This is a genomic window from Pseudomonas sp. RC10-4-2, assembly GCF_050433085.1.
Taxonomy (GTDB): domain Bacteria; phylum Pseudomonadota; class Gammaproteobacteria; order Pseudomonadales; family Pseudomonadaceae; genus Pseudomonas; species Pseudomonas aeruginosa.
Window position 1 is genome coordinate 264,122 of sequence record NZ_JBNPXX010000007.1, and the last position, 21,389, is coordinate 285,510.

At 67.6% G+C, this 21,389-nt stretch carries 15 protein-coding genes; 9 read left to right on the forward strand and 6 right to left on the reverse strand.

What is annotated here, in order from left to right:
* Complete coding sequence (locus tag FHW81_RS27365; RefSeq protein ID WP_003089962.1) at positions 1-936, forward strand: phosphatidate cytidylyltransferase; 936 nt, start codon at positions 1-3, stop codon at positions 934-936.
* A gap of 230 nt (positions 937-1,166) precedes the next feature.
* On the opposite strand, the gene FHW81_RS27370 is transcribed toward FHW81_RS27365, so the two are convergent.
* Positions 1,167-2,162 carry an aldo/keto reductase gene (locus tag FHW81_RS27370; RefSeq protein ID WP_003113326.1) on the reverse strand — a complete coding sequence of 332 codons (996 nt, stop codon included), beginning with the start codon at positions 2,160-2,162 and terminating at the stop codon, positions 1,167-1,169.
* A gap of 118 nt (positions 2,163-2,280) precedes the next feature.
* On the opposite strand from FHW81_RS27370, the gene FHW81_RS27375 reads away from it, so the two are divergent.
* The 3 genes from FHW81_RS27375 to tpx all read left to right on the forward strand — a co-directional run bounded on the left by FHW81_RS27375 (position 2,281) and on the right by tpx (position 5,329).
* The gene (locus tag FHW81_RS27375; RefSeq protein ID WP_003120066.1) at positions 2,281-3,192 is read left to right on the forward strand and encodes a LysR family transcriptional regulator; all 912 of its coding nucleotides are present in this window, start codon (positions 2,281-2,283) and stop codon (positions 3,190-3,192) included.
* Positions 3,193-3,347: 155 nt separating this feature from the next.
* Positions 3,348-4,697, forward strand: a complete 1,350-nt coding sequence (locus FHW81_RS27380; protein ID WP_003113324.1) for an alanine/glycine:cation symporter family protein — start codon at positions 3,348-3,350, stop codon at positions 4,695-4,697.
* Between the two features lie 134 nt (positions 4,698-4,831).
* A complete protein-coding gene (gene tpx, locus FHW81_RS27385; protein WP_003089950.1) occupies positions 4,832-5,329 on the forward strand; it encodes a thiol peroxidase in 498 nt (165 codons plus the stop codon).
* Between the two features lie 149 nt (positions 5,330-5,478).
* Here the strand turns inward: tpx and FHW81_RS27390 are convergent, their stop codons facing one another.
* The 3 genes from FHW81_RS27390 to FHW81_RS27400 form a co-directional block, all read right to left on the reverse strand.
* Entirely contained in the window at positions 5,479-6,603 is a 1,125-nt protein-coding gene (locus tag FHW81_RS27390) for a pyridoxal phosphate-dependent aminotransferase (RefSeq protein WP_003113323.1), read from the reverse strand.
* A 196-nt stretch (positions 6,604-6,799) separates the two neighbouring features.
* Entirely contained in the window at positions 6,800-8,125 is a 1,326-nt protein-coding gene (locus FHW81_RS27395) for a TldD/PmbA family protein (RefSeq protein WP_003113322.1), read from the reverse strand.
* Entirely contained in the window at positions 8,125-9,558 is a 1,434-nt protein-coding gene (locus FHW81_RS27400; protein WP_003162887.1) for a TldD/PmbA family protein, read from the reverse strand. The genes FHW81_RS27395 and FHW81_RS27400 overlap by 1 nt, the downstream gene beginning before the upstream one ends.
* Before the next feature lie 256 nt (positions 9,559-9,814).
* Between FHW81_RS27400 and muxA the strand changes: the two genes are divergently transcribed.
* From muxA to FHW81_RS27425, 5 genes are all read left to right on the forward strand, one after another.
* Entirely contained in the window at positions 9,815-11,095 is a 1,281-nt protein-coding gene (gene muxA / locus FHW81_RS27405; RefSeq protein ID WP_003111498.1) for a multidrug efflux RND transporter periplasmic adaptor subunit MuxA, read from the forward strand.
* Positions 11,092-14,223 (forward strand): multidrug efflux RND transporter permease subunit MuxB, encoded by a 3,132-nt coding sequence (gene muxB, locus FHW81_RS27410; protein ID WP_003089920.1) that lies wholly within the window; start codon positions 11,092-11,094, stop codon positions 14,221-14,223. The genes muxA and muxB overlap by 4 nt, the downstream gene beginning before the upstream one ends.
* Entirely contained in the window at positions 14,220-17,330 is a 3,111-nt protein-coding gene (gene muxC / locus FHW81_RS27415) for a multidrug efflux RND transporter permease subunit MuxC (RefSeq protein ID WP_106120641.1), read from the forward strand. Before muxB ends, muxC begins: the two co-directional genes overlap by 4 nt.
* A complete protein-coding gene (gene opmB / locus FHW81_RS27420) occupies positions 17,327-18,826 on the forward strand; it encodes a multidrug efflux RND transporter outer membrane subunit OpmB (protein WP_023091276.1) in 1,500 nt (499 codons plus the stop codon). Before muxC ends, opmB begins: the two co-directional genes overlap by 4 nt.
* Positions 18,827-18,959: 133 nt before the next feature.
* Entirely contained in the window at positions 18,960-19,193 is a 234-nt protein-coding gene (locus FHW81_RS27425) for a hypothetical protein (RefSeq protein WP_003113319.1), read from the forward strand.
* Between the two features lie 8 nt (positions 19,194-19,201).
* On the opposite strand, the gene FHW81_RS27430 is transcribed toward FHW81_RS27425, so the two are convergent.
* On the reverse strand, positions 19,202-20,620 hold the full coding sequence (locus tag FHW81_RS27430; protein ID WP_023091277.1) for a sensor histidine kinase: 1,419 nt from the start codon (positions 20,618-20,620) through the stop codon (positions 19,202-19,204).
* Positions 20,617-21,291: a heavy metal response regulator transcription factor gene (locus FHW81_RS27435; RefSeq protein ID WP_003089900.1), complete on the reverse strand. Its 675-nt coding sequence runs from the start codon at positions 21,289-21,291 to the stop codon at positions 20,617-20,619. Before FHW81_RS27435 ends, FHW81_RS27430 begins: the two co-directional genes overlap by 4 nt.
* Positions 21,292-21,389 lie beyond the last annotated feature (98 nt).

Consider the following 21,389-nt stretch of genomic DNA (forward strand, 5'->3'; position numbering starts at 1 on the left):
ATGAACGAACAGACCTGGATGCTCTTCGGCGGGATCGGCGCGCTGCTGCTGCTCGCCTCGCTGGTCGGCTTCGTCCTCAAGTGGCGCGCCGGTCCCGGCCCGAACGCGGTGATCGACAACCTGAACGCACGGATCAACGCCTGGTGGGCGATGGTCCTGGTGATCGGTTTCGCCTTCTGGCTTGGCCAGGCGGCGGTGATCCTGCTGTTCTATGGCGTGTCGTTCTACGCCCTGCGCGAGTTCATCACCCTCACCCCGACCCGGCGCAGCGACTACCCGGCGCTGGTGGCGGCGTTCTACTTCGTGCTGCCGATGCAGTACCTGCTGATCTACATCGACTGGTACAGCATGTTCTCGATCTTCATCCCGGTGTACGTGTTCCTGCTGTTGCCGATCCTCGCCTCGCTGGGCGGCGACACCAAGCACTTCCTCGAGCGCGCCTCGAAAGTGCAGTGGGGCCTGATGCTGGCGGTGTTCTGTATCTCCTTCGTGCCGGCGCTGCTGACCCTCGACATCCCCGGCTTCGAGGGGCGCAACCTGCTGCTGATCGCCTACTTGGTGATCGTCGTGCAGCTCTCCGACGTGATGCAGTACATCTGCGGCAAGCTGTTCGGCAAGCGCAAGATCGCTCCCAACCTGTCGCCGTCGAAGACCGTCGAAGGCTTCGTCGGCGGCATCGCCCTGGCCACCGCCATCGGCGCCTCGCTGTGGTGGATCACCCCGTTCAACCTCTGGCAGGCGGCGCTGATCGCGCTGCTGATCAACCTGCTGGGCTTCTTCGGCGGCCTGGTGATGTCGGCGATCAAGCGCGACCGTGGGGTCAAGGACTGGGGGCACATGATCGAAGGCCACGGTGGCATGCTCGACCGCCTGGACTCGGTGTGCTTCGCCGCGCCGATCTTCTTCCACGTGGTGCGCTACTGGTGGACGCCCTGAGGTTCGCCTGGCGCCGAGGGGAGCGGGGCGGTTGCCGATGGCGGCCGCCCCGTCGTCGTTTTCCCGCCGTGTAGGCAGCCAGGAAATTGCGAGCGATAGAGACCCGTAGGGCGGATACCGTCACAGGCGGTATCCGCCGAAACCCCGGATAAGCGGCGGATAACCGCAAGCGGTGATTCGCCCTACAGCCAGGCTCCGGCATACGGGGACGTGACCGCAGCTTCACTGTCTCAGAGATTGACCAGGCGCATGCCTTCCTCGCTATAGCGACTGCCGGCGACCGCCTCGGCGGGGAAGATCGCATCCAGCTCGGCCAGTTCCGCCGCGCTCAGGCGCAATTCCGTCGCGGCGACGTTCTCCTCCAGGTAGCGCCGCTGCTTGGTGCCGGGAATCGGGATCAGGTCATCGCCCTGCGCCAGCACCCAGGCCAGCGCCAGTTGCGAGGGTTTCACGCCCTTGGCTGCGGCCAGTTCGCCGACCTTGTCCACCAGCTTCAGGTTCTTCGCGAAGTTCTCGCCCTGGAAGCGCGGGCTGAAACGACGGTAGTCGTCGGCGGCGAAGTCTTCCGGGCGCTTCAGGGTGCCGGTAAGGAAGCCTCGGCCCAGCGGGCTGTAGGGGACGAAGGCGATGCCCAGGCGACGGCAGGCGGCGAGCACCCCGGTGTCCTCCGGATCGCGGGTCCACAGCGAGTACTCGCTCTGCAACGCGCTGATCGGGTGCACCCGGTGGGCACGCTCGAGGGTTTCCGCCGAGGCTTCGCTGAGACCGATGTGGCGGATCTTGCCGGCCTTCACCAGGTCGGCGAGGGCGCCGACGCTGTCCTCGATGGGTACCTGCGGGTCCATGCGGTGCTGATAGTACAGGTCCAGGCGGTCGGTACCGAGGCGCTTCAGGCTGCCTTCGATGGCGCGGCGGATGTACGCCGGGCTGCCGTCGACGCCGCGCGCCCGGGGATTGGCAGGGTCGCGGACGATGCCGAACTTGCTGGCCAGGAACACCTGCTCGCGTTTGCCGCGCAGGGCCTCGCCGAGCAGTTCCTCGTTACTGTGCGGGCCGTACATGTCGGCGGTATCGAAGAAGTTCAGCCCGAGTTCCACGGCGCGATGCAGGGTGGCGATGGCCTCCTGGCGGTCGCCGCCGGTGGTGTAGAAGTCGGTCATGCCCATGCAGCCGAGGCCGATGGCGGAGACGGAAGGGCCGTTGTGGCCGAGTTGACGGGTTTTCATGTGTCGAGCCTCGCGGGAGGGAAGGAAAACGTCGTCATTCTTCGCTCTGCATTGGTCTGGATAAAGCCCATAATTACGGTTTTACCATTCGTATTTTCCAAATAATCGAGGGTGTCCGATGGATCGTTTCCAGGCCATGCAGGCCTTCACCCGCATCGTCGAGCTGGGCGCCTTCGGCAAGGCCGCGGACAGCCTGGAGCTGCCGCGCGCCAGCGTGACCCAGGCGATCCAGCAACTGGAGGCGCACCTTGGCGTGCAGTTGCTGCAGCGCACCACCCGCCAGGTCAGCCTGACCCTCGACGGGCAGGCCTACTACGAGCGTTGCGTGCGCCTGCTGGCGGACCTGGAGGAGGCGGAAAGCTGCTTTCCACGCGTCCTGAACAACCCGCGCGGGCGCTTGCGGGTCGACCTGCCGGGCGCGCTGGGGCGGATGCGGGTGATTCCGTTCCTGCCGGAGTTCTGCGAGCGCTACCCGGAACTGGAGCTGCAGTTGAGCAGCAACGATCGCCTGGTCGACCTGCTGCGCGAGGGTGCGGACTGCGTGCTGCGGGTCGGCGAGCTGCACGATTCCAGCCTGGTCGGCCGGCACCTGGCCGACCTGCCGCAGGTGACCTGCGCCAGCGCCGCCTACCTGGAGCGTCATGGCCATCCGCGGCAGCTCGCCGAGCTCGGCGGGCACCTCGCGGTGAACTACCAGTCGCCTTCCAGCGGGCGTACCTTCGACTTCGAGTTCAGCGTCGACGGGCGTCTGCGCACGTTGCCGATGCGCAGCCGGGTCAGCGTCAACAACGCCGATGCCTACGTCGCCGCCTGCCGGGCCGGGCTCGGGCTGATCCAGGCGCCGCACTATCACGTCGCCGCCGGCCTGGCCGACGGTAGCCTCCGACAAGTGCTCGGAGAATGGTTGCCGCCATCGCTGCCGCTGCATGCCGTGTATCCCTCGCAGCGCCAGTTGTCGCCGCGGGTGAGGGTGTTCGTCGACTGGCTGGTGGAACTGTTCGGTCGCCAGGCGGCCGGCGAGACGCAATGAGACGCAGGCTTTCCGGGCGAAGATTTTTCTCGATTTCGCCGAGAGAACCTCGTTAGGATCGGCAGCCTTGGCCTGTCGAGCAGGGATGTTCGTCCGAGTTCCGGATGCCCGCTGCCGCCAGGCCGCATTCATTCGAACAAGAATAAGGATCGCTGATGGAAAGCTTGCAGAAGTGGGTGGTCGACCTGAACGGCGTGGTCTGGGGGCCGTTGATGCTGGTGCTGATTCTCGGCACCGGCCTGTACCTGATGCTGGGGTTGAAGTTCATGCCCCTGGTGCGCCTGGGAGTCGGCTTTCGCCTGCTCTGGCAGGGGCGTAGCAAGGATGACGAGAGCAGCGGCGAGATCAGCCCGTTCCAGGCGCTGATGACCTGCCTGGCGGCCACCGTCGGTACCGGCAACATCGCCGGGGTGGCCACGGCGATCTTCCTCGGCGGCCCGGGCGCGCTGTTCTGGATGTGGTGCACCGCGCTGGTGGGAATGGCCACCAAGTTCTCCGAAGTGGTGCTGGCGGTGCACTACCGCGAGAAGGATGAGCGCAACGAACACGTCGGCGGTCCGATGTATGCCATCAAGAACGGTCTGGGCAAGCGCTGGGCCTGGCTCGGCGCGGCCTTCGCGCTGTTCGGCGGGCTCGCCGGCTTCGGTATCGGCAACATGGTCCAGGTCAACAGCATGGCCGATGCCCTGGAGGTTTCCTTCGGCGTGCCCGACTGGGTCACCGGGGTCGCCACCATGCTCGTCACCGGGCTGGTGATCCTTGGCGGCATCCGCCGTATCGGCAAGGTCGCCGAAGCCCTGGTGCCCTTCATGTGCGTCGGCTACATCGTCGCCTCGGTGATCGTCCTGGTGGTCCATGCCGAGGCGATTCCCGGCGCGTTCCAACTGATCTTCACCCACGCCTTCACGCCGATCGCCGCCACCGGCGGCTTCGCCGGCGCAGCGGTGATGGCGGCAATCCGTTTCGGCGTCGCACGCGGGATCTTCTCCAACGAGGCCGGCCTCGGCACCGCCGGCATCGCCCAGGCCGCCGGCACGACCCATAGCGCGGTGCGTTCGGGCCTGATCGGTATGCTCGGCACCTTCATCGATACCCTGATCATCTGCAGCCTGACCGGCCTGGCGATCATCACCTCGGGCGTCTGGACCAGCGGCGCCAGCGGCGCGGCGCTGTCCTCGGCGGCGTTCGAGGCGGCGATGCCGGGCGTCGGCCACTACATCCTGTCGCTGGCCCTGGTGGTGTTCGCCTATACCACCATCCTCGGCTGGAGCTACTACGGCGAGCGCTGCTGGGAGTACCTGGCGGGCACCCGGGCGATCCTGCCGTTCCGGATCGTCTGGACCCTGGCGATTCCGTTCGGCGCCATGACCCAGCTGGACTTCGCCTGGCTGGTGGCGGATACCCTCAACGCGCTGATGGCGATTCCCAACCTGATCGCCTTGCTGCTGCTGAGTCCGGTGGTGTTCCGCCTGACCCGGGAGTATTTCGCCAAGGCCAGGAGTTGAGCCTCGGGGGACGGCGACGCTCAAACCCGAGGTTTTCGCTCGGGTAAAGCGTGCTAGCATCGTCGCCGGCCCCGAATGCTTCCGCCGCCGGCCACAGGGCCGGCGGCTTCTCACTGACTAGAAGGATCAACGCAATGGCTCAAGTGACTCTCAAGGGCAACCCGGTCAACGTCGATGGCCAGCTCCCGCAGAAAGGCGCCCAGGCTCCGGCTTTCAGCCTGGTCGGCGGCGACCTCGCCGACGTGACCCTGGAAAACTTCGCCGGCAAGCGCAAGGTGCTGAACATCTTCCCCAGCGTCGACACCCCGACCTGCGCCACCTCGGTGCGCAAGTTCAACGTCGAGGCCGGCAAGCTGGCCAACACCGTGGTGCTGTGCATCTCCGCCGACCTGCCGTTCGCGCAGAAGCGCTTCTGCGGCGCGGAAGGCCTGGAGAACGTAGTCAACCTGTCGACCCTGCGCGGTCGCGAGTTCCTCGAGAACTATGGCGTGGCCATCGCCAGCGGCCCGCTGGCCGGCCTGGCCGCGCGCGCCGTGGTGGTGCTCGACGAGCAGAACAAGGTGCTGCACAGCGAACTGGTCGGCGAAATCGCCGACGAGCCGAACTACGCGGCGGCCCTGGCGGCTCTCTGAGCCCCACGGCCAACCCGCTTCGTCCCATGACCGTCAGCCAGGCTGGCTGGTAACGGGCGAACCCGAATCCCTTGGCTGCTCGCCTCGGGCCATGAGCAGGGCGGATAATCGCAGCGCGGTCATCCGCCCTGCGTCGCAGAGACGCAGCGCTAGCGCATGGCGACCTGGTGGCGCCGGCTGACGCTGGCGAAGGCGCTCCGGAACGCCTGCATCTCTTCCTCGCTGCCTACCGTCACGCGGACCCAGTTGGGCCAGGAGGCCCACGGGCGGCCGACGTGCACCCGCTGTTTCTCCAGTTCGGCGATGACCAGCTCGGCGGGACGGCGCATATCCACCATGAAACAGTTGGACTGTGAGGCGGTGCAGCGGAAGCCCTGCTGGCGCAGCCAGGCGATGGTGCGCTCGCGGACCTCTGCGTTCTGCTGCTTGCGCCGTGGCACCAGATCGTCGTCACGCAGGCTTTCCAGCCCGGCGTGGGCGGTTGGCGAGGGCACCACGTTGTGGCCGCCGAAGCGCTCCAGCCGCGCCAGCAGCTGCGGATGCCCGATGGCCAGGCCGAGCCGGGCGCCGGCCATCCCGTAGAGTTTCGAGAAGGTACGCAGGACCAGCACATCCTGGCGCTGGACGGCCAGGCCGACGACGCTGGGTGCGTCGGAAAAATGGATATACGCCTCGTCGACCAGCACCACGCTGCGCTCGGGCTTGCGTTCGATCGCCCTGACGATCCGCTCGTGCGGGGTGAGGGTGCCGGTCGGGTTGTTCGGGTTGCAGATATAGATCAGCCCGGCGTCGCGTTGCGCGGCGGCGAGCATGCGCTCGATGTCGTGGGCCGCCTCGGCGTCCAGCGGCACGGCAGCGACCTTCGCCCCCTGGGCCTGGGCGGCGCCGACCACGGAGTCGTAGGAGGGATCGGCGATGACCAGGCCGCGCTCCTTGCCGGTGAACGCCGCGACGGCGTATTGCAGCGGCTGGCGCGAGCCGCAGTAGGCGTGCACGCATTCGGCGGGGATGCCGTTCTGCTTGGCGAACAGGCCGACCAGGGCGTCCTGCGCGTCGTAGTCGTAGCGACCGCAGAGCGCGGCCGCCCGCTGCATGGCGGCCCTGGCCTTGGCGGAGGGGCCGTAGGGGCTTTCGTTGAAATCCAGGAAGGTCTCTTGCGGCTTGCCGGCGGCGCTTGTCGCGCCGCTCCCGGCGAAGGCTCGCGGGCTCAGCAGGATGCTGCTGGAGGCCAGGGCGGTCAGGGTCACGAACGAACGACGACTCAAAGCGGGCATAGCTTCACCTCCGTGTACCGAATGGGATATGCGTGCGGTGGGTTCCTCTCGGGCGTGTGTCACCAGAGTGGATAACGAGGAGGGAGTCGGTCCGTTTATGGTGGCGTGATAATGGCGCCGGAATATCGGCGGTCGTTCTTCGGATTGCGCACGCGGCGCTCCCGGGCGGCGAACCGCCGGGGAGCGCCGTGTGGATTCAGAGCGTGAGGGTGAAGCGCCCGGTCAGCGCGCCCGGCAGGTGCATCGAGTCGGTCTGGCGTTCGCCGTAGGTATTGCTGGACAGGCGCAGTTCGCGCTCGTGGCTGAGGTCTTCCAGGTGGGCGCCGAGGAAGCTGTACAGGCTGTCGTCGAAGCGCATGGTGCTGACCGGCGCCCGGATCTGGCCGTTCTCCACCCAGAAGGTGGCGAAGCGGGTCATTCCGGTCAGGCGTGCGGCGGGCATGTCCGAGTAGTTCAGGTACCACAGGTTGCCGATGTACAGGCCGGTATCCAGGGCCTCGAGGATACGCGCCTGTTCCAGGCTGCCGCCGGCCATGTCCAGCGCCGTGGGCGCCTCGTTGGCGCCGGCGCCATTGGCTACCAGGCCGTATTCGCGGGCGCTGCGCGAACTCACCAGGCGTCCGCTCAGGCGGCCGTTGCCGACCAGTTCGACCTCGGCGCGCGGCGAGCCTTCCGCGCTGAATGCCGGGGAGGGCGAGGTGGCAGGGCGCTCGGCGAGGTTCAGCAGCGGGCTGAGCAGGGCGTCGCCGTTCTGCAGGCGTTGCAGGGGGCTTTCGCCGGTAGCCAGGGCGCGCGCGGAGAAACCGCCCCAGCAGAGCATCTGCATGACTTCCTCGAGCGCCGCCGGCGCCAGGTAGGCGCGATAGTCGCCGGGGCGCAACTGGCGCAGCGGCTTGCCCAGGTGGCCGAGCTGCTCCCGGGCCTGTTCGAAGCGCCGGGCGAAGGCTTCGTCGTCCCAGCGCTGGCCGGCGTAGTCGGCCTTCACCGCCTGGCCGTTGCCATGGAACAGGCTCCAGTCGAAGTTGAAGCTGCTGCCGGCATGCCAGCCGAAGGCGCCCCAGGAGTTGGCGAAGCCACGGAACAGCGGTCCGGCGGCATAGATGCCGACCAGGTCGAGGTCACGCGCCCGGCGTTCGAGGCTGGCCAGCAGCGCGCCGCTGTCGGGCGCTGCGCCGAGGTCCTGGTTCTCTCGCTGCCAGGCCGAGGTGTCGAGCAGCAGATAGGGATCGGCGGGAATCCAGGCCAGGCTCTGGCGCAGTTGCCGAAGGCCTTCGGCCAGACGCTGGCGGTCTTCTTCCGGCGCGCCGGAGAGCGTCAGGTCGAGGCTCGCCTGGCGTTCGTCGCGGATCAGCCGGAGCAGCGCGCTGGCCTGGCGCACCCGGCCGGCCTGGCGCACCCGCGCCCGGTTGAAGCGGATGAACTCGGAGTCCTCGGCGCTGTACCAGAGGGTGAAGTCCTCGCCCTCGGCCAGATGCCGGCGCAGGTCCTCGGCGAGGGCTTCGAAATGCTGTCTCTGGTGCATCAGGTATCTCCCCCGAATACGTCCACATCGCTGAATACGCAGGCCGGCGAGGCGTGGCCGACACGGATCACCTGGTTCGGCTCGCCCTTGCCGCAGTAGGGCGTGCCGAGCACCTCGAAGGTGCCGGCGTCGCCCACCGCGCTGAGGTTGCGCCAGAACTGCGCGGAGATGCCCCGGTAGTTGGGGTTCTTCACCACGCCCTTGAGTTCGCCGTCCTCGATCAACTGGCCCCATTCGCAGCCGAACTGGAACTTGTTGCGTGCGTCGTCGATCGACCAGGAGCGGTTGTAGGACATCAGCACCCCGCGCTCGATACCGGCCACCAGCTGCGCGAAGCTCTTGTCGCCGGGCTCCAGGTTGAGATTGGCCATGCGGTCGATGGGCGCGCGGTTCCAACTGCTGGCGCGGCTGTTGGCGACGCCCTCCAGGCCGCTGCGGTGTTGCGACAGGGCGCCGCCGAGCGGACGCAGCAGGCGGCCTTCGCGGATCAGGTATTCCTTGCGCGCGGGGCTGCCGTCGTCGTCCTGGCGGTAGCTGGCCAGCTCCTCGGGGATTTCCGGGTCGAAGCTGACGTTGAGCAGGCTGGAGCCGTACTGGTAGCGACCGAAGTCCTCGGTCTTGATGAAGCTGGTACCGGCGTAGTTGCGCTCGTCGCCGAGGATGCGATCCAGCTCCAGCGGGTGGCCGATCGACTCGTGGATCTGCAGGATCATCTGGTCCGGCATCAGCAGCAGGTCGCAGCGGCCGCTCGGGGTGTTCGGCGCCGCCAGCAGTTGCAGGGCCTGGTCGGCGATGCGCGGCGCGGCGCCGACCAGGCCGAGGCGCTCGATCACTTCGGCGCCGCCCTGCTGGCCGGCATGGTGGCCGCCGAAACTGCGGGTCTGGCTGTCATGGCCGTCGTAGGCGGTGACGCTGGCGCCGGGATAGACGAAGCGCTGCTCGTGGTATTGCTCGGCGCCGGCGCTGTTCAGGTAGAGCTGTTCCTGGCGGCTGACTTCGAGGAATACGCTCCAGTTCACCAGGCGCTCGTCGCGCGGCACCTTGGCGGACTCCTCGGCGAGCAGTTCGTAGCACTCGGCGAGGGAGGGGAAAGGGGCGTCCTGGTTCGGCGAGCGATACTGCGAGCGGCCGCTTGCCGGCGGCAATCCGCGGACGTCGAACAGGACGTGCCGGGCGATCCGCTCGGCTTGCCGTTCGGCTTGCTCCAGGGCGGCCTGCAGGCCGGCCGCGGAGAGATCGTTGGTGGCGGCGTAGGCTTCCACGCCGTTCAGCCGTACGCAGAGCATGGCGCCGCGGTCCTGGCTGAAGTGCGGCGGTTCGTTGACGTTGCGGCGCACCGAGAGGTACTCGCCGCTACGCTGGACGTAGCGCAAGGAGTGGAATTCGGCGCGACTGCGGAGCGCCGCGAAGCGGTGTTTCAACGGGTCGATCATCTGTGCGTCCCTGGCCGATTGCGGAGTGGGCGAATGCAGAACGCTCTATTTCAAGCCTTCGTCCGTAACGGAGCAAGCCGTTTGTTGTCATAGCCTGGTGCCAGGCTGCGGGTGGCTCGCCGAAGCATGCGGGCGGAATGCCTAACTATCGGTAAAGCAAGGGTAAATAGCGGGTAAAGAGGCTTTGCCTGGGCCCCTGCAATGCTTATCGTGCAGCCTGGAAAAAGCGCCTCCGTTCTAAGCCTGAAGAAGAACCATGACTCCAACGACCGGTAAATCCAAGTTCCGTACCCTGCGCCCGTGGCTGATCACCGCCCTGGCCTTCGCCGCCGTGATCGGCCTGGTGATGTGGCTGGCGGCGCCCGCCTCGGCACCGTCCTCCGACGGGCGACCCGGTCGCGGCGGCAAGCCGGGCGCCGCGCTGCCCAAGGCCAACGCGCTCACCGTCGGCGTGGCCAGGGTGGAGCAGGGCGACCTGGCGCTGCATTTCAACGCGCTTGGCACCGTCACCGCCTTCAACACGGTGAACGTCAAGCCGCGGGTCAACGGCGAGCTGGTCAAGGTGCTGTTCCAGGAGGGGCAGGAGGTCAAGGCCGGCGACCTGCTGGCGGTGGTCGACCCGCGCACCTACAAAGCGGCGCTGGCCCAGGCCGAGGGCACGCTGATGCAGAACCAGGCGCAACTGAAGAACGCCGAGATCGACCTGCAGCGCTACAAGGGGCTGTATGCCGAGGACTCGATCGCCAAGCAGACCCTGGATACCCAGGAAGCCCAGGTCCGCCAGTTGCAGGGCACCATCCGTACCAACCAGGGCCAGGTCGACGACGCCCGCCTCAACCTGACCTTCACCGAGGTCCGCGCACCGATTTCCGGGCGCCTCGGCCTGCGCCAGGTGGACATCGGCAACCTGGTCACCAGCGGCGATACCACGCCGCTGGTGGTGATCACCCAGGTCAAGCCGATCTCGGTGGTGTTCAGCCTGCCGCAGCAGCAGATCGGCACCGTCGTCGAGCAGATGAACGGCCCCGGCAAGCTGGCGGTCACCGCGCTGGACCGCAACCAGGACAAGGTTCTCGCCGAAGGCACCCTGACCACCCTGGACAACCAGATCGACACCACCACCGGCACGGTCAAGCTCAAGGCGCGCTTCGAGAACGCCGACGGCAAGCTGTTCCCCAACCAGTTCGTCAACGTGCGCCTGCTGGCGCAGACCCTCAAGGGCGTGCTGACCATTCCGGCCAACGCCGTGCAGCGCGGCACCAACGGTATCTATGTGTACGTGGTCGGCGCCGACAACAAGGTCAGCCAGCGCAGCGTCGCCATCGGCACCAGCGAGAACGAGCGGGTGGTGGTGGAAAGCGGCCTGAAGGCCGGCGAGCAGGTGGTGGTGGAAGGCACCGACCGCCTGCGCGACGGTATGGAAGTGCGTGTCGCCGAGGCCTCCCCGCAGGTCCTCGAGGGCGAGCCGCAGAAACCGCAGACTGGCCGCCCCAGCGGCCTCCAGGGCGACTCGGTGGGTAGCGGGAGCGCTGAATGAACCCGTCCCGCCCGTTCATCCTGCGGCCGGTCGCGACCACCCTGCTGATGGTGGCGATCCTGCTCTCGGGCCTGATCGCCTACCGCTTCCTGCCGATCTCGGCGTTGCCGGAAGTGGACTACCCGACCATCCAGGTGGTCACCCTGTACCCCGGCGCCAGCCCGGAGATCATGACCTCGTCGATCACCGCGCCGCTGGAGAACCAGCTCGGGCAGATTCCGGGGCTCAACGAGATGTCTTCCAGCAGTTCCGGCGGCGCCTCGGTGATCACCCTGCAATTCAGCCTGCAGAGCAACCTCGATGTCGCCGAGCAGGAAGTCCAGGCGGCGATCAACGCCGCGCAGAGCCTGCTGCCCAACGACCTGCCGAACCAGCCGGTGTTCAGCAAGGTGAACCCGGCGGACGCGCCGATCCTGACCCTGGCGGTGATGTCCGACGGCATGCCGCTGCCGCAGATCCAGGACCTGGTGGATACCCGCCTGGCACAGAAGATCTCGCAGATCTCCGGGGTCGGCCTGGTCAGCATCAGCGGCGGCCAGCGCCCGGCGGTGCGGGTGCGCGCCAACCCGACGGCGCTGGCGGCGGCGGGGCTGAGCCTGGAGGACCTGCGCAGCACGGTGACCAGCAACAACCTCAACGGCCCCAAGGGCAGCTTCGACGGCCCGACCCGTGCCTCGACCCTGGACGCCAACGACCAGTTGCGCTCGGCCGACGCCTACCGCGACCTGATCATCGCCTACAAGAACGGCTCGCCGCTGCGCATCCGCGACGTCGCCAGCGTCGAGGACGACGCCGAGAACGTGCGCCTGGCCGCCTGGGCCAATAACCTGCCGGCGGTGGTGCTGAACATCCAGCGCCAGCCGGGGGCCAACGTGATCGAGGTGGTCGACCGGATCAAGGCGCTGCTGCCGCAGCTGCAATCGACCCTGCCGGGCAATCTCGACGTGCAGGTGCTGACCGACCGCACCACCACCATCCGCGCCTCGGTCAAGGACGTGCAGTTCGAGCTGGCGCTGGCGGTGGCGCTGGTGGTGATGGTCACCTTCCTGTTCCTGCGCAACGTCTACGCCACCCTGATTCCCAGCTTCGCCGTGCCGCTGTCGCTGATCGGTACCTTCGGCGTGATGTACCTGTCCGGCTTCTCGATCAACAACCTGACCCTGATGGCGCTGACCATCGCCACCGGCTTCGTGGTCGACGACGCGATCGTCATGGTGGAGAACATCGCCCGCTACCTGGAGCAGGGCGACTCGCCGCTGGAAGCGGCGCTCAAGGGCTCGAAGCAGATCGGCTTCACCATCATCTCGCTGACCTTCTCGCTGATCGCCGTGCTGATCCCGCTGCTGTTCATGGGCGACGTCGCCGGGCGGCTGTTCCGCGAGTTCGCCATCACCCTGGCGGTGGCGATCCTGATTTCCGGCTTCGTCTCCCTGACCCTTACGCCGATGCTCAGCGCCAAGCTGCTGCGCCACATCGACGAGGACCAGCAGGGCCGCTTCGCGCGCGCCGCGGGGCGGGTCATCGATGGCCTGATCGCACAGTACGCCAAGGCCCTGCGGGTGGTCCTGCGGCACCAGCCGCTGACCCTGCTGGTGGCCATCGCCACCCTGGCGCTGACCGCGCTGCTCTACCTGGCCATGCCCAAGGGCTTCTTCCCGGTGCAGGACACCGGGGTGATCCAGGGCGTCGCCGAAGCGCCGCAGTCGATCTCCTTCCAGGCCATGTCCGAGCGCCAGCGCGCCCTTGCCGAGGTGGTGCTGAAGGACCCGGCGGTGGCCAGCCTGTCCTCCTACATCGGCGTCGACGGCAGCAACCCGACCCTCAACACCGGCCGCCTGCTGATCAACCTCAAGCCGCACAGCGAGCGCGACGTCACCGCCAGCGAAGTGATCCAGCGCCTGCAGCCCGAACTCGACCACCTGCCCGGGATCAAGCTGTACATGCAGCCGGTGCAGGACCTGACCATCGAGGACCGGGTCGCCCGCACCCAGTACCAGTTCACCTTGCAGGACGCCGACCCGGACGTGCTCGCCGAGTGGGTGCCGAAGCTGGTGGCGCGGCTGCAGGAGTTGCCGCAGCTCGCCGACGTCGCCAGCGACTGGCAGGACAAGGGCTTGCAGGCCTACCTGAACATCGACCGCGACACCGCCTCGCGCCTCGGCGTGAAGCTCTCCGACATCGACAGCGTGCTCTACAACGCCTTCGGCCAGCGGCTGATCTCGACCATCTTCACCCAGGCCACCCAGTACCGCGTGGTGCTGGAGGTGGCGCCGCAGTTCCAGCTCGGCCCGCAGGCCCTGGAGCAGCTCTACGTGCCGTCCAGCGACGGCACCCAGGTGCGCCTGTCGAGCCTGGCGAAGGTGGAGGAGCGGCATACCCTGCTGGCGATCAACCATATCGCCCAGTTCCCCTCGGCGACCCTGTCGTTCAACCTGGCCAAGGGTTACTCCCTGGGCGAGGCGGTCGAGGCGATCCGTGGCGTCGAGGCCAGCCTGGAGCTGCCGCTGAGCATGCAGGGCAGCTTCCGCGGCGCGGCGCTGGCCTTCGAGGCCTCGCTGTCGAACACGCTGCTGCTGATCCTCGCCTCGGTGGTGACCATGTACATCGTCCTGGGCATCCTCTACGAGAGCTTCATCCATCCGGTGACCATCCTCTCGACCCTGCCCTCGGCCGGGGTCGGCGCGCTGCTGGCGCTGATGCTGGCGGGGCAGGAGATCGGCATCGTGGCGATCATCGGCATCATCCTGCTGATCGGCATCGTCAAGAAGAACGCGATCATGATGATCGACTTCGCCCTCGACGCCGAGCGCAACGAAGGCAAGCCGCCCCATGAGGCGATCTACCAGGCCTGCCTGCTGCGCTTCCGGCCGATCCTGATGACCACCATGGCCGCGCTGCTCGGCGCGCTGCCGCTGATGCTCGCCGGCGGCGCCGGCGCCGAGCTGCGCCAGCCGCTGGGCATCACCATGGTCGGTGGCCTGCTGCTGAGCCAGGTCCTGACCCTGTTCACCACCCCGGTGATCTATCTCTACTTCGACCGCCTGGCCCGTCGCTGGGCGGCCTGGCGCAAGCAGCGCGGGCTGGACCTGAACACCGAGGCCGGGTTCGACGGGGACGCCGGGCGATGAGTCTGTCCACGCCCTTCATCCGCCGCCCGGTCGCCACCACGCTGCTGACCCTGGCGTTGCTGCTGGCCGGCACCCTGTCGTTCGGCCTGCTGCCGGTGGCGCCGCTGCCCAACGTCGATTTTCCGGCCATCGTGGTCAGCGCCAGCCTGCCGGGCGCCAGCCCGGAAACCATGGCCTCGTCGGTGGCCACGCCGCTGGAGCGCTCGCTGGGACGGATCGCCGGGATCAGCGAGATGACCTCCAGCAGTTCGCTGGGCTCGACCACCGTGGTGCTCGTGTTCGACCTGGAGAAGGACATCGACGGCGCCGCCCGCGAGGTGCAGGCGGCGATCAACGGCGCGATGAGCCTGCTGCCCAGCGGTATGCCGAACAATCCCAGCTACCGCAAGGCCAACCCCTCGGACATGCCGATCATGGTCCTCACCCTGACCTCGGAGACCCAGAGTCGCGGCGAGATGTACGACCTCGCCTCGACTGTGCTGGCGCCGAAGCTGTCGCAGGTGCAGGGGGTAGGGCAGGTGAGCATCGGCGGCAGCTCGCTGCCGGCGGTGCGGGTCGACCTCAACCCGGATGCCATGAGCCAGTACGGGCTGTCCCTGGACAGCGTGCGCACGGCCATCGCCGCGGCCAACAGCAACGGCCCCAAGGGCGCCGTCGAGAAGGACGACAAGCACTGGCAGGTGGACGCCAACGACCAGTTGCGCAAGGCCCGCGAGTACGAGCCGCTGGTGATCCACTACAACGCCGACAACGACGCCGCGGTGCGCCTCGGCGACGTGGCCAAGGTCAGCGACTCGGTGGAGGACGTGCGCAACGCCGGCTTTTCCGACGACCTGCCGGCTGTGCTGCTAATCGTCACCCGCCAGCCCGGCGCCAACATCATCGAGGCCACCGACGCCATCCACGCGCAACTGCCGGTGTTGCAGGAACTGCTCGGGCCGCAGGTCAAGCTGAACGTGATGGACGATCGCAGCCCGTCGATCCGTGCGTCGCTGGAAGAGGCCGAGCTGACCCTGCTGATCTCGGTGGCGCTGGTGATCCTGGTGGTCTTCCTGTTCCTGCGCAACGGCCGCGCCACGCTGATCCCCAGCCTGGCGGTGCCGGTCTCGCTGATCGGCACCTTCGCGGTCATGTACCTGTGCGACTTCAGCCTGAACAACCTGTCGCTGATGGCGCTGATCATCGCCACTGGCTTCGTGGTGGACGACGCCATCGTGGTGGTGGAGAACATCGCCCGACGCATCGAGGAGGGCGATCCGCCGATCCAGGCGGCGATCACCGGCGCCCGCCAGGTCGGTTTCACCGTGCTGTCGATGACGCTCTCGCTGGTCGCGGTGTTCATCCCGCTGCTGCTCATGGGCGGCCTCACCGGACGGCTGTTCCGCGAGTTCGCGGTGACTCTCTCGGCGGCGATCCTGGTGTCCCTGGTGGTATCCCTGACCCTCACGCCGATGCTCTGCGCACGTCTGCTGCGTCCGCTGAAACGGCCCGAAGGCGCTTCCCTGGCGCGGCGCAGCGATCGCTTCTTCGCCGCCTTCATGCTGCGCTACCGCGCCAGCCTGGGCTGGGCGCTGGAGCACTCGCGGCTGATGGTGGTGATCATGCTGGCCTGCATCGCCATGAACCTCTGGTTGTTCGTGGTGGTGCCCAAGGGCTTCCTCCCGCAGCAGGACTCCGGGCGCCTGCGCGGCTACGCGGTGGCCGACCAGAGCATCTCGTTCCAGTCCCTGAGCGCGAAGATGGGCGAGTACCGCAAGATCCTCTCTTCCGATCCGGCGGTGGAAAACGTGGTCGGCTTCATCGGTGGCGGCCGTTGGCAGTCGAGCAACACCGGTTCGTTCTTCGTCACTCTCAAGCCGATCGGCGAGCGCGACCCGGTGGAGAAGGTCCTCACCCGGCTGCGCGAGCGGATCGCCAAGGTGCCCGGCGCGGCGCTCTATCTCAACGCCGGCCAGGACGTGCGCCTGGGCGGCCGCGACAGCAACGCGCAGTACGAATTCACCCTGCGCAGCGACGACCTGACCCTGCTCCGCGAATGGGCGCCGAAGGTCGAGGCGGCGATGCGCAAGCTGCCGCAGCTGGTGGACGTCAACAGCGACTCCCAGGACAAGGGCGTGCAGACCCGCCTGGTGATCGACCGCGACCGCGCGGCGACCCTGGGGATCAACGTGGAAATGGTCGACGCGGTGCTCAACGACTCTTTCGGCCAGCGCCAGGTGTCGACCATCTTCAACCCGCTGAACCAGTACCGGGTGGTGATGGAGGTCGACCAGCAGTACCAGCAGAGCCCGGAGATCCTCCGCCAGGTCCAGGTGATCGGCAACGACGGCCAGCGCGTGCCGCTGTCCGCGTTCAGCCACTACGAACCGAGCCGGGCACCGCTGGAGGTCAACCACCAGGGCCAGTTCGCCGCCACCACGCTGTCCTTCAACCTGGCACCGGGCGCGCAGATCGGCCCGACCCGCGAGGCCATCATGCAGGCCCTGGAGCCGCTGCACATCCCGGTGGACGTGCAGACCAGCTTCGAGGGCAACGCCGGCGCGGTGCAGGACACGCAGAACCAGATGCCCTGGCTGATCCTCCTAGCGCTGCTGGCGGTGTACATCGTCCTCGGCATCCTCTACGAGAGCTACGTGCACCCGCTGACCATCCTCTCGACCCTGCCTTCGGCCGGGGTCGGCGCGCTGCTCGCGCTGATCCTCTGCCGCAGCGAGCTGAGCCTGATCGCGCTGATCGGCATCATCCTGCTGATCGGCATCGTCAAGAAGAACGCGATCATGATGATCGACTTCGCCCTGGAGGCCGAGCGCAACCACGGCCTGAGCCCGCGCGAGGCGATCCTCGAGGCCTGCATGATGCGCTTCCGGCCGATCATGATGACCACCCTGGCCGCCTTGCTCGGCGCCTTGCCGCTGATCTTCGGCATCGGCGGCGACGCCGCGCTGCGCCGGCCGCTGGGTATCACCATCGTCGGCGGGCTGATCGGCAGCCAGTTGCTGACCCTGTACACCACCCCGGTGGTCTACCTCTATCTCGACCGCCTGCGCCACTGGGTCAACCAGAAACGCGGCGTACGCACGGACGGTGCGCTGGAGACACCCCTATGAAACACACCCCCTCGTTGCTCGCCCTGGCCCTGGTCGCCGCCCTCGGCGGCTGCGCCATCGGCCCCGACTACCAGCGACCGGACCTGGCGGTGCCCGCCGAATTCAAGGAAGCCGAAGGCTGGCGCCGCGCCGAGCCGCGCGACGTGTTCCAGCGCGGCGCCTGGTGGGAGCTGTACGGCGACCAGACCCTGAACGACCTGCAGATGCACCTGGAACGTTCCAACCAGACCCTGGCCCAGTCGGTGGCGCAGTTCCGCCAGGCCGAGGCGCTGGTGCGCGGCGCGCGGGCGGCGTTCTTCCCGTCGATCACCGGCAACGTGGGCAAGACCCGCAGCGGCCAGGGCGGCGGCGACAGCACCGTGCGCCTGCCCGACGGCTCCACTGTGAGCAGCGGCGGTGGTTCCGGTGCGATCAGCAACAGTTACTCGACCAGCCTCGGTGTCAGTTGGGAGGTCGACCTCTGGGGCAAGCTGCGCCGGCAACTGGAGGCCAACCAGGCGAGCCTGCATGCCAGCGCCGCCGACCTCGCCGCGGTGCGCCTCAGCCAGCAGTCGCAACTGGCGCAGAACTACCTGCAACTGCGGGTGATGGACGAACAGATCCGCCTGCTCAACGACACGGTGACGGCCTACGAGCGTTCGCTGAAGGTGGCCGAGAACAAATACCGCGCCGGCATCGTCACCAGGGCCGACGTGGCCCAGGCCCGCACCCAGTTGAAAAGCACCCAGGCCCAGGCCATCGACCTGAAGTACCAGCGTGCCCAGCTGGAGCACGCCATCGCCGTGCTGGTCGGCCTGCCGCCGGCGCAATTCAACCTGCCGCCGGTGGCGAGCGTGCCGAAGCTGCCGGACCTGCCGGCAGTGGTGCCGTCGCAATTGCTCGAACGACGGCCGGACATCGCCTCGGCGGAACGCAAGGTGATTTCCGCCAACGCCCAGGTCGGCGTGGCCAAGGCCGCCTATTTCCCCGACCTCACCCTGAGCGCCGCCGGCGGCTACCGCAGCGGCAGCCTGAGCAACTGGATCAGCACGCCGAACCGCTTCTGGTCGATCGGCCCGCAGTTCGCCATGACCCTGTTCGACGGCGGCCTGATCGGCTCCCAGGTGGACCAGGCCGAGGCGACCTACGACCAGACCGTGGCGACCTACCGGCAGACCGTGCTCGACGGTTTCCGCGAGGTGGAGGACTACCTGGTGCAATTGAGCGTCCTCGACGAGGAGAGCGGGGTGCAGCGCGAAGCCCTGGAGTCGGCCCGCGAGGCACTGCGCCTGGCCGAGAACCAGTACAAGGCCGGCACCGTCGACTACACCGACGTGGTCACCAACCAGGCCACCGCGCTGAGCAACGAACGCACCGTGCTGACCCTGCTCGGCAGCCGCCTGACCGCCAGCGTCCAGTTGATCGCGGCAATGGGCGGCGGCTGGGACAGCGCCGATATCGAGCGGACCGACGAGCGGCTCGGCCGGGTCGAGGAGGGCCTGCCGCCTTCGCCCTGAGTTCTTCTCGCTGCCTGTTCCTGACGAATGCCTTTCCCCGCTATTGCGCTTGCATGACACACCGCCGTCCGCGTCTCGGCTAGAGTGCGGCGGCGGATGTGGAGGTGAATACGTGTCGGGGAAGTTTCCGGAAATGCCCTCGCGCCGAGGCTACTGGCTCGGCTGGTTGTGCCGCCTGGCCATGCTTGGCGGCGTCGCTGCGATGTTCTGGGCGCTGCTGCAATGCTTCGTCCTGCTGCACGGTGAACCGCCGCTCCAGCGCGCCCCGCTGCGGACGCCCTGGACCCTGCTGGCGCTCGGCCTGGCGCTGTTCCTCGCCGGTTTCTGCGGCGAGTACCGGCTGTGGCGGCGCCGCGCCGGTTGCTGAAACCGGCGTCAGGCAGCGCCCGTCGAAGGGAACAGCAGGCGCAGGTGGGTCTTCTGCTGCGGTACGCTTTCCGCTTCGGCGCGGCCGCCGTGGTAGGCCATGATCGATTGCACGATGGCCAGTCCCAGGCCGGTGCCGGCCTGGGCTCCAGTCTGGCGTCCGGCGCGGCGGTAGAAGCGCTCGAACAGGTGCGGCAGGTACTCCGGCGGGATGCCCGGGCCGTCGTTGCTGACCCTCACCTCGGTGTGCCCCGCGCGTTCCCCGATCCGCACGTCGATGCGCCCGCCTTGCGGGGTGTGGCGCACGGCGTTGGACACCAGGTTGGAAATGGCGCGCTGGATCATCAGGTTGTCGCCGTGGGCGAAGCCGTTGCCGGACAGGCGCAGTTCGACGCCCTTGTCCTCGGCGACCATCTCGTACAGGTCGATGACCTTGGCCGCCTGCTCGTGCAGGGCGACGCAGCCGAACTGGGCCTGGATCGCCGGGTTGTCCACCTGCACCAGGAACAGCATGTCGGTGACGATCCGCGACAGCCGCTCCAGTTCCTCGGCATTGGACTCCAGGGCTTCGCGGTATGCCGCGCTGTCGCGATGCTGGCTGAGCAGCACCTGGTTACGCACCAGCAGGTTGCAGATCGGCGCGCGCAGTTCGTGGGCCAGGTCGTCGGAAAACTGCGAGAGCTGGCGTACGCCATCCTCGAGGCGGCCGAGCATGTGGTTGAAGCTGCGGGCCAGGCTGTCCAGCTCGCGCGGCAGGTTCTGCTCGGGGATGCGGTAGGAGAGATCCTGCGGGCTGACCTGGGCGGCCACCCGGCGGAAGCGGTTCAACGGTTCGAGGCCGGCACGCACCACCCACCAGGCGGCCAGGGCGATCAGTGGCAGGAGGAAGGGCAGGGCCAGCAGGGTGGCGCGGAGGAAACCGTCGAGCAGGCGCTCGTCGGCGTTGCGCTCGCTGCTCAGCAACACCTGTACCGGGGTGCCGTTCTTCATGCGCATGGAAGCGCCGATGCTCAGCAGGCGCTGGTCGTTGCCGGTGCTCCAGCTCTGGAACACCGGCTGGCGGGCGTCCGCCTGCAAGCGGGCGAGAAGCGCGCGGTTGGTCGCGACGCTGGCCGCGGCCTGGTCGCCGAAGCTCATCAGCGGCTGGCCGCTGCGGCTGTCGAGAATGCTCAGGTGCAGGCCGCTGTGGGCCACCAGTTGGTCCTGCAGGGCATGCGCCTGTACGGCCGGGTCGCTGCGCAGGTCGAGATCGTCTTCCAGGCTGTGGCGGATCTGCTCCAGCTTCAATTGCAGGTTTTCCCGCTCGCGGGCTTCCAGCTCGCGGCCGAGGTTCCAGTGCGCCATCGCGCCGAGCGCCAGGGCCAGCAGTGCGCCGAGGGCGCCGACCAGCAGGGCCAGGCGCAGCGACAGTCGGCCTGGTGGCGTCATCGGCGCGCTTCCAGGACGTAGCCGACGCCGCGAATGGTATGGATCAGCTTGAGGTCGAAGCCGTCGTCGATCTTCGCCCGCAGGCGGCAGATGGCGACTTCCACCACGTTGGAGTCGTTGTCGAAGTTCATGTCCCAGATCAGCGAGATGATCTGCGTCCGGGTGATGACGTCGCCGTTGCGCCGCATCAGCAGGTGCAGCAGGGCGAACTCCTTGGTCGTCAGGTTGATCCGCACCCGGCCGCGGAAGGCCCGGTGGCGGCTGGCGTCCAGCTCCAGGTCGGCGACCCGCAGGACGTCCTGCATCGGTGCCTGGTCGTGGCGGCGCAGCAGCGAGCGGACCCGCGCCAGCAGTTCGGGGAACTGGAACGGCTTGACCATGAAGTCGTCGGCGCCGAGATCGAGGCCGCGCACCTTGTCGGTCAGCCTGCCATGCCCGGTGAGCATCATCACCCGCGCGCTGCTGCGTTCGCGCAGGCGGCGGAGCAGGTCCCAGCCGTCGATGCCGGGCAGGTTGACGTCGAGGATCACCAGTTCGTAAGGGTGTTGCAAGGCCATGTGCAGGCCGTCGATGCCATCGTTGGCGCGGTCGACGATGTAGCCGCTTTCGGTCAGGCCCTGGTGCAGGTAGTCGGCAGTCTTGACTTCATCTTCGATAATAAGGATGCGCATGTTCGCCCCTATATAAAGTATGGATTCATTTGCAAGTAAATGTTTAAGTGCATTGCTATAAAGTTACATTGCGGGCGTTGCCTGGATAGAATCCTGGA

Excerpts from the sequence above, each read along its gene's own strand:
- FHW81_RS27400 (WP_003162887.1), bottom strand. The coding sequence starts at position 9,558 with ATGATCGACCCGTTGAAACACCGCTTCGCGGCGCTCCGCAGTCGCGCC.
- FHW81_RS27380 (WP_003113324.1), top strand. The coding sequence starts at position 3,348 with ATGGAAAGCTTGCAGAAGTGGGTGGTCGACCTGAACGGCGTGGTCTGG.
- FHW81_RS27375 (WP_003120066.1), top strand. The coding sequence starts at position 2,281 with ATGGATCGTTTCCAGGCCATGCAGGCCTTCACCCGCATCGTCGAGCTG.
- muxA (WP_003111498.1), top strand. The coding sequence starts at position 9,815 with ATGACTCCAACGACCGGTAAATCCAAGTTCCGTACCCTGCGCCCGTGG.
- FHW81_RS27435 (WP_003089900.1), bottom strand. The coding sequence starts at position 21,291 with ATGCGCATCCTTATTATCGAAGATGAAGTCAAGACTGCCGACTACCTG.
- FHW81_RS27365 (WP_003089962.1), top strand. The coding sequence starts at position 1 with ATGAACGAACAGACCTGGATGCTCTTCGGCGGGATCGGCGCGCTGCTG.
- FHW81_RS27390 (WP_003113323.1), bottom strand. The coding sequence starts at position 6,603 with ATGCCCGCTTTGAGTCGTCGTTCGTTCGTGACCCTGACCGCCCTGGCC.
- FHW81_RS27425 (WP_003113319.1), top strand. The coding sequence starts at position 18,960 with ATGCCCTCGCGCCGAGGCTACTGGCTCGGCTGGTTGTGCCGCCTGGCC.
- muxC (WP_106120641.1), top strand. The coding sequence starts at position 14,220 with ATGAGTCTGTCCACGCCCTTCATCCGCCGCCCGGTCGCCACCACGCTG.
- FHW81_RS27395 (WP_003113322.1), bottom strand. The coding sequence starts at position 8,125 with ATGCACCAGAGACAGCATTTCGAAGCCCTCGCCGAGGACCTGCGCCGG.
- opmB (WP_023091276.1), top strand. The coding sequence starts at position 17,327 with ATGAAACACACCCCCTCGTTGCTCGCCCTGGCCCTGGTCGCCGCCCTC.
- FHW81_RS27370 (WP_003113326.1), bottom strand. The coding sequence starts at position 2,162 with ATGAAAACCCGTCAACTCGGCCACAACGGCCCTTCCGTCTCCGCCATC.
- tpx (WP_003089950.1), top strand. The coding sequence starts at position 4,832 with ATGGCTCAAGTGACTCTCAAGGGCAACCCGGTCAACGTCGATGGCCAG.
- FHW81_RS27430 (WP_023091277.1), bottom strand. The coding sequence starts at position 20,620 with ATGACGCCACCAGGCCGACTGTCGCTGCGCCTGGCCCTGCTGGTCGGC.
- muxB (WP_003089920.1), top strand. The coding sequence starts at position 11,092 with ATGAACCCGTCCCGCCCGTTCATCCTGCGGCCGGTCGCGACCACCCTG.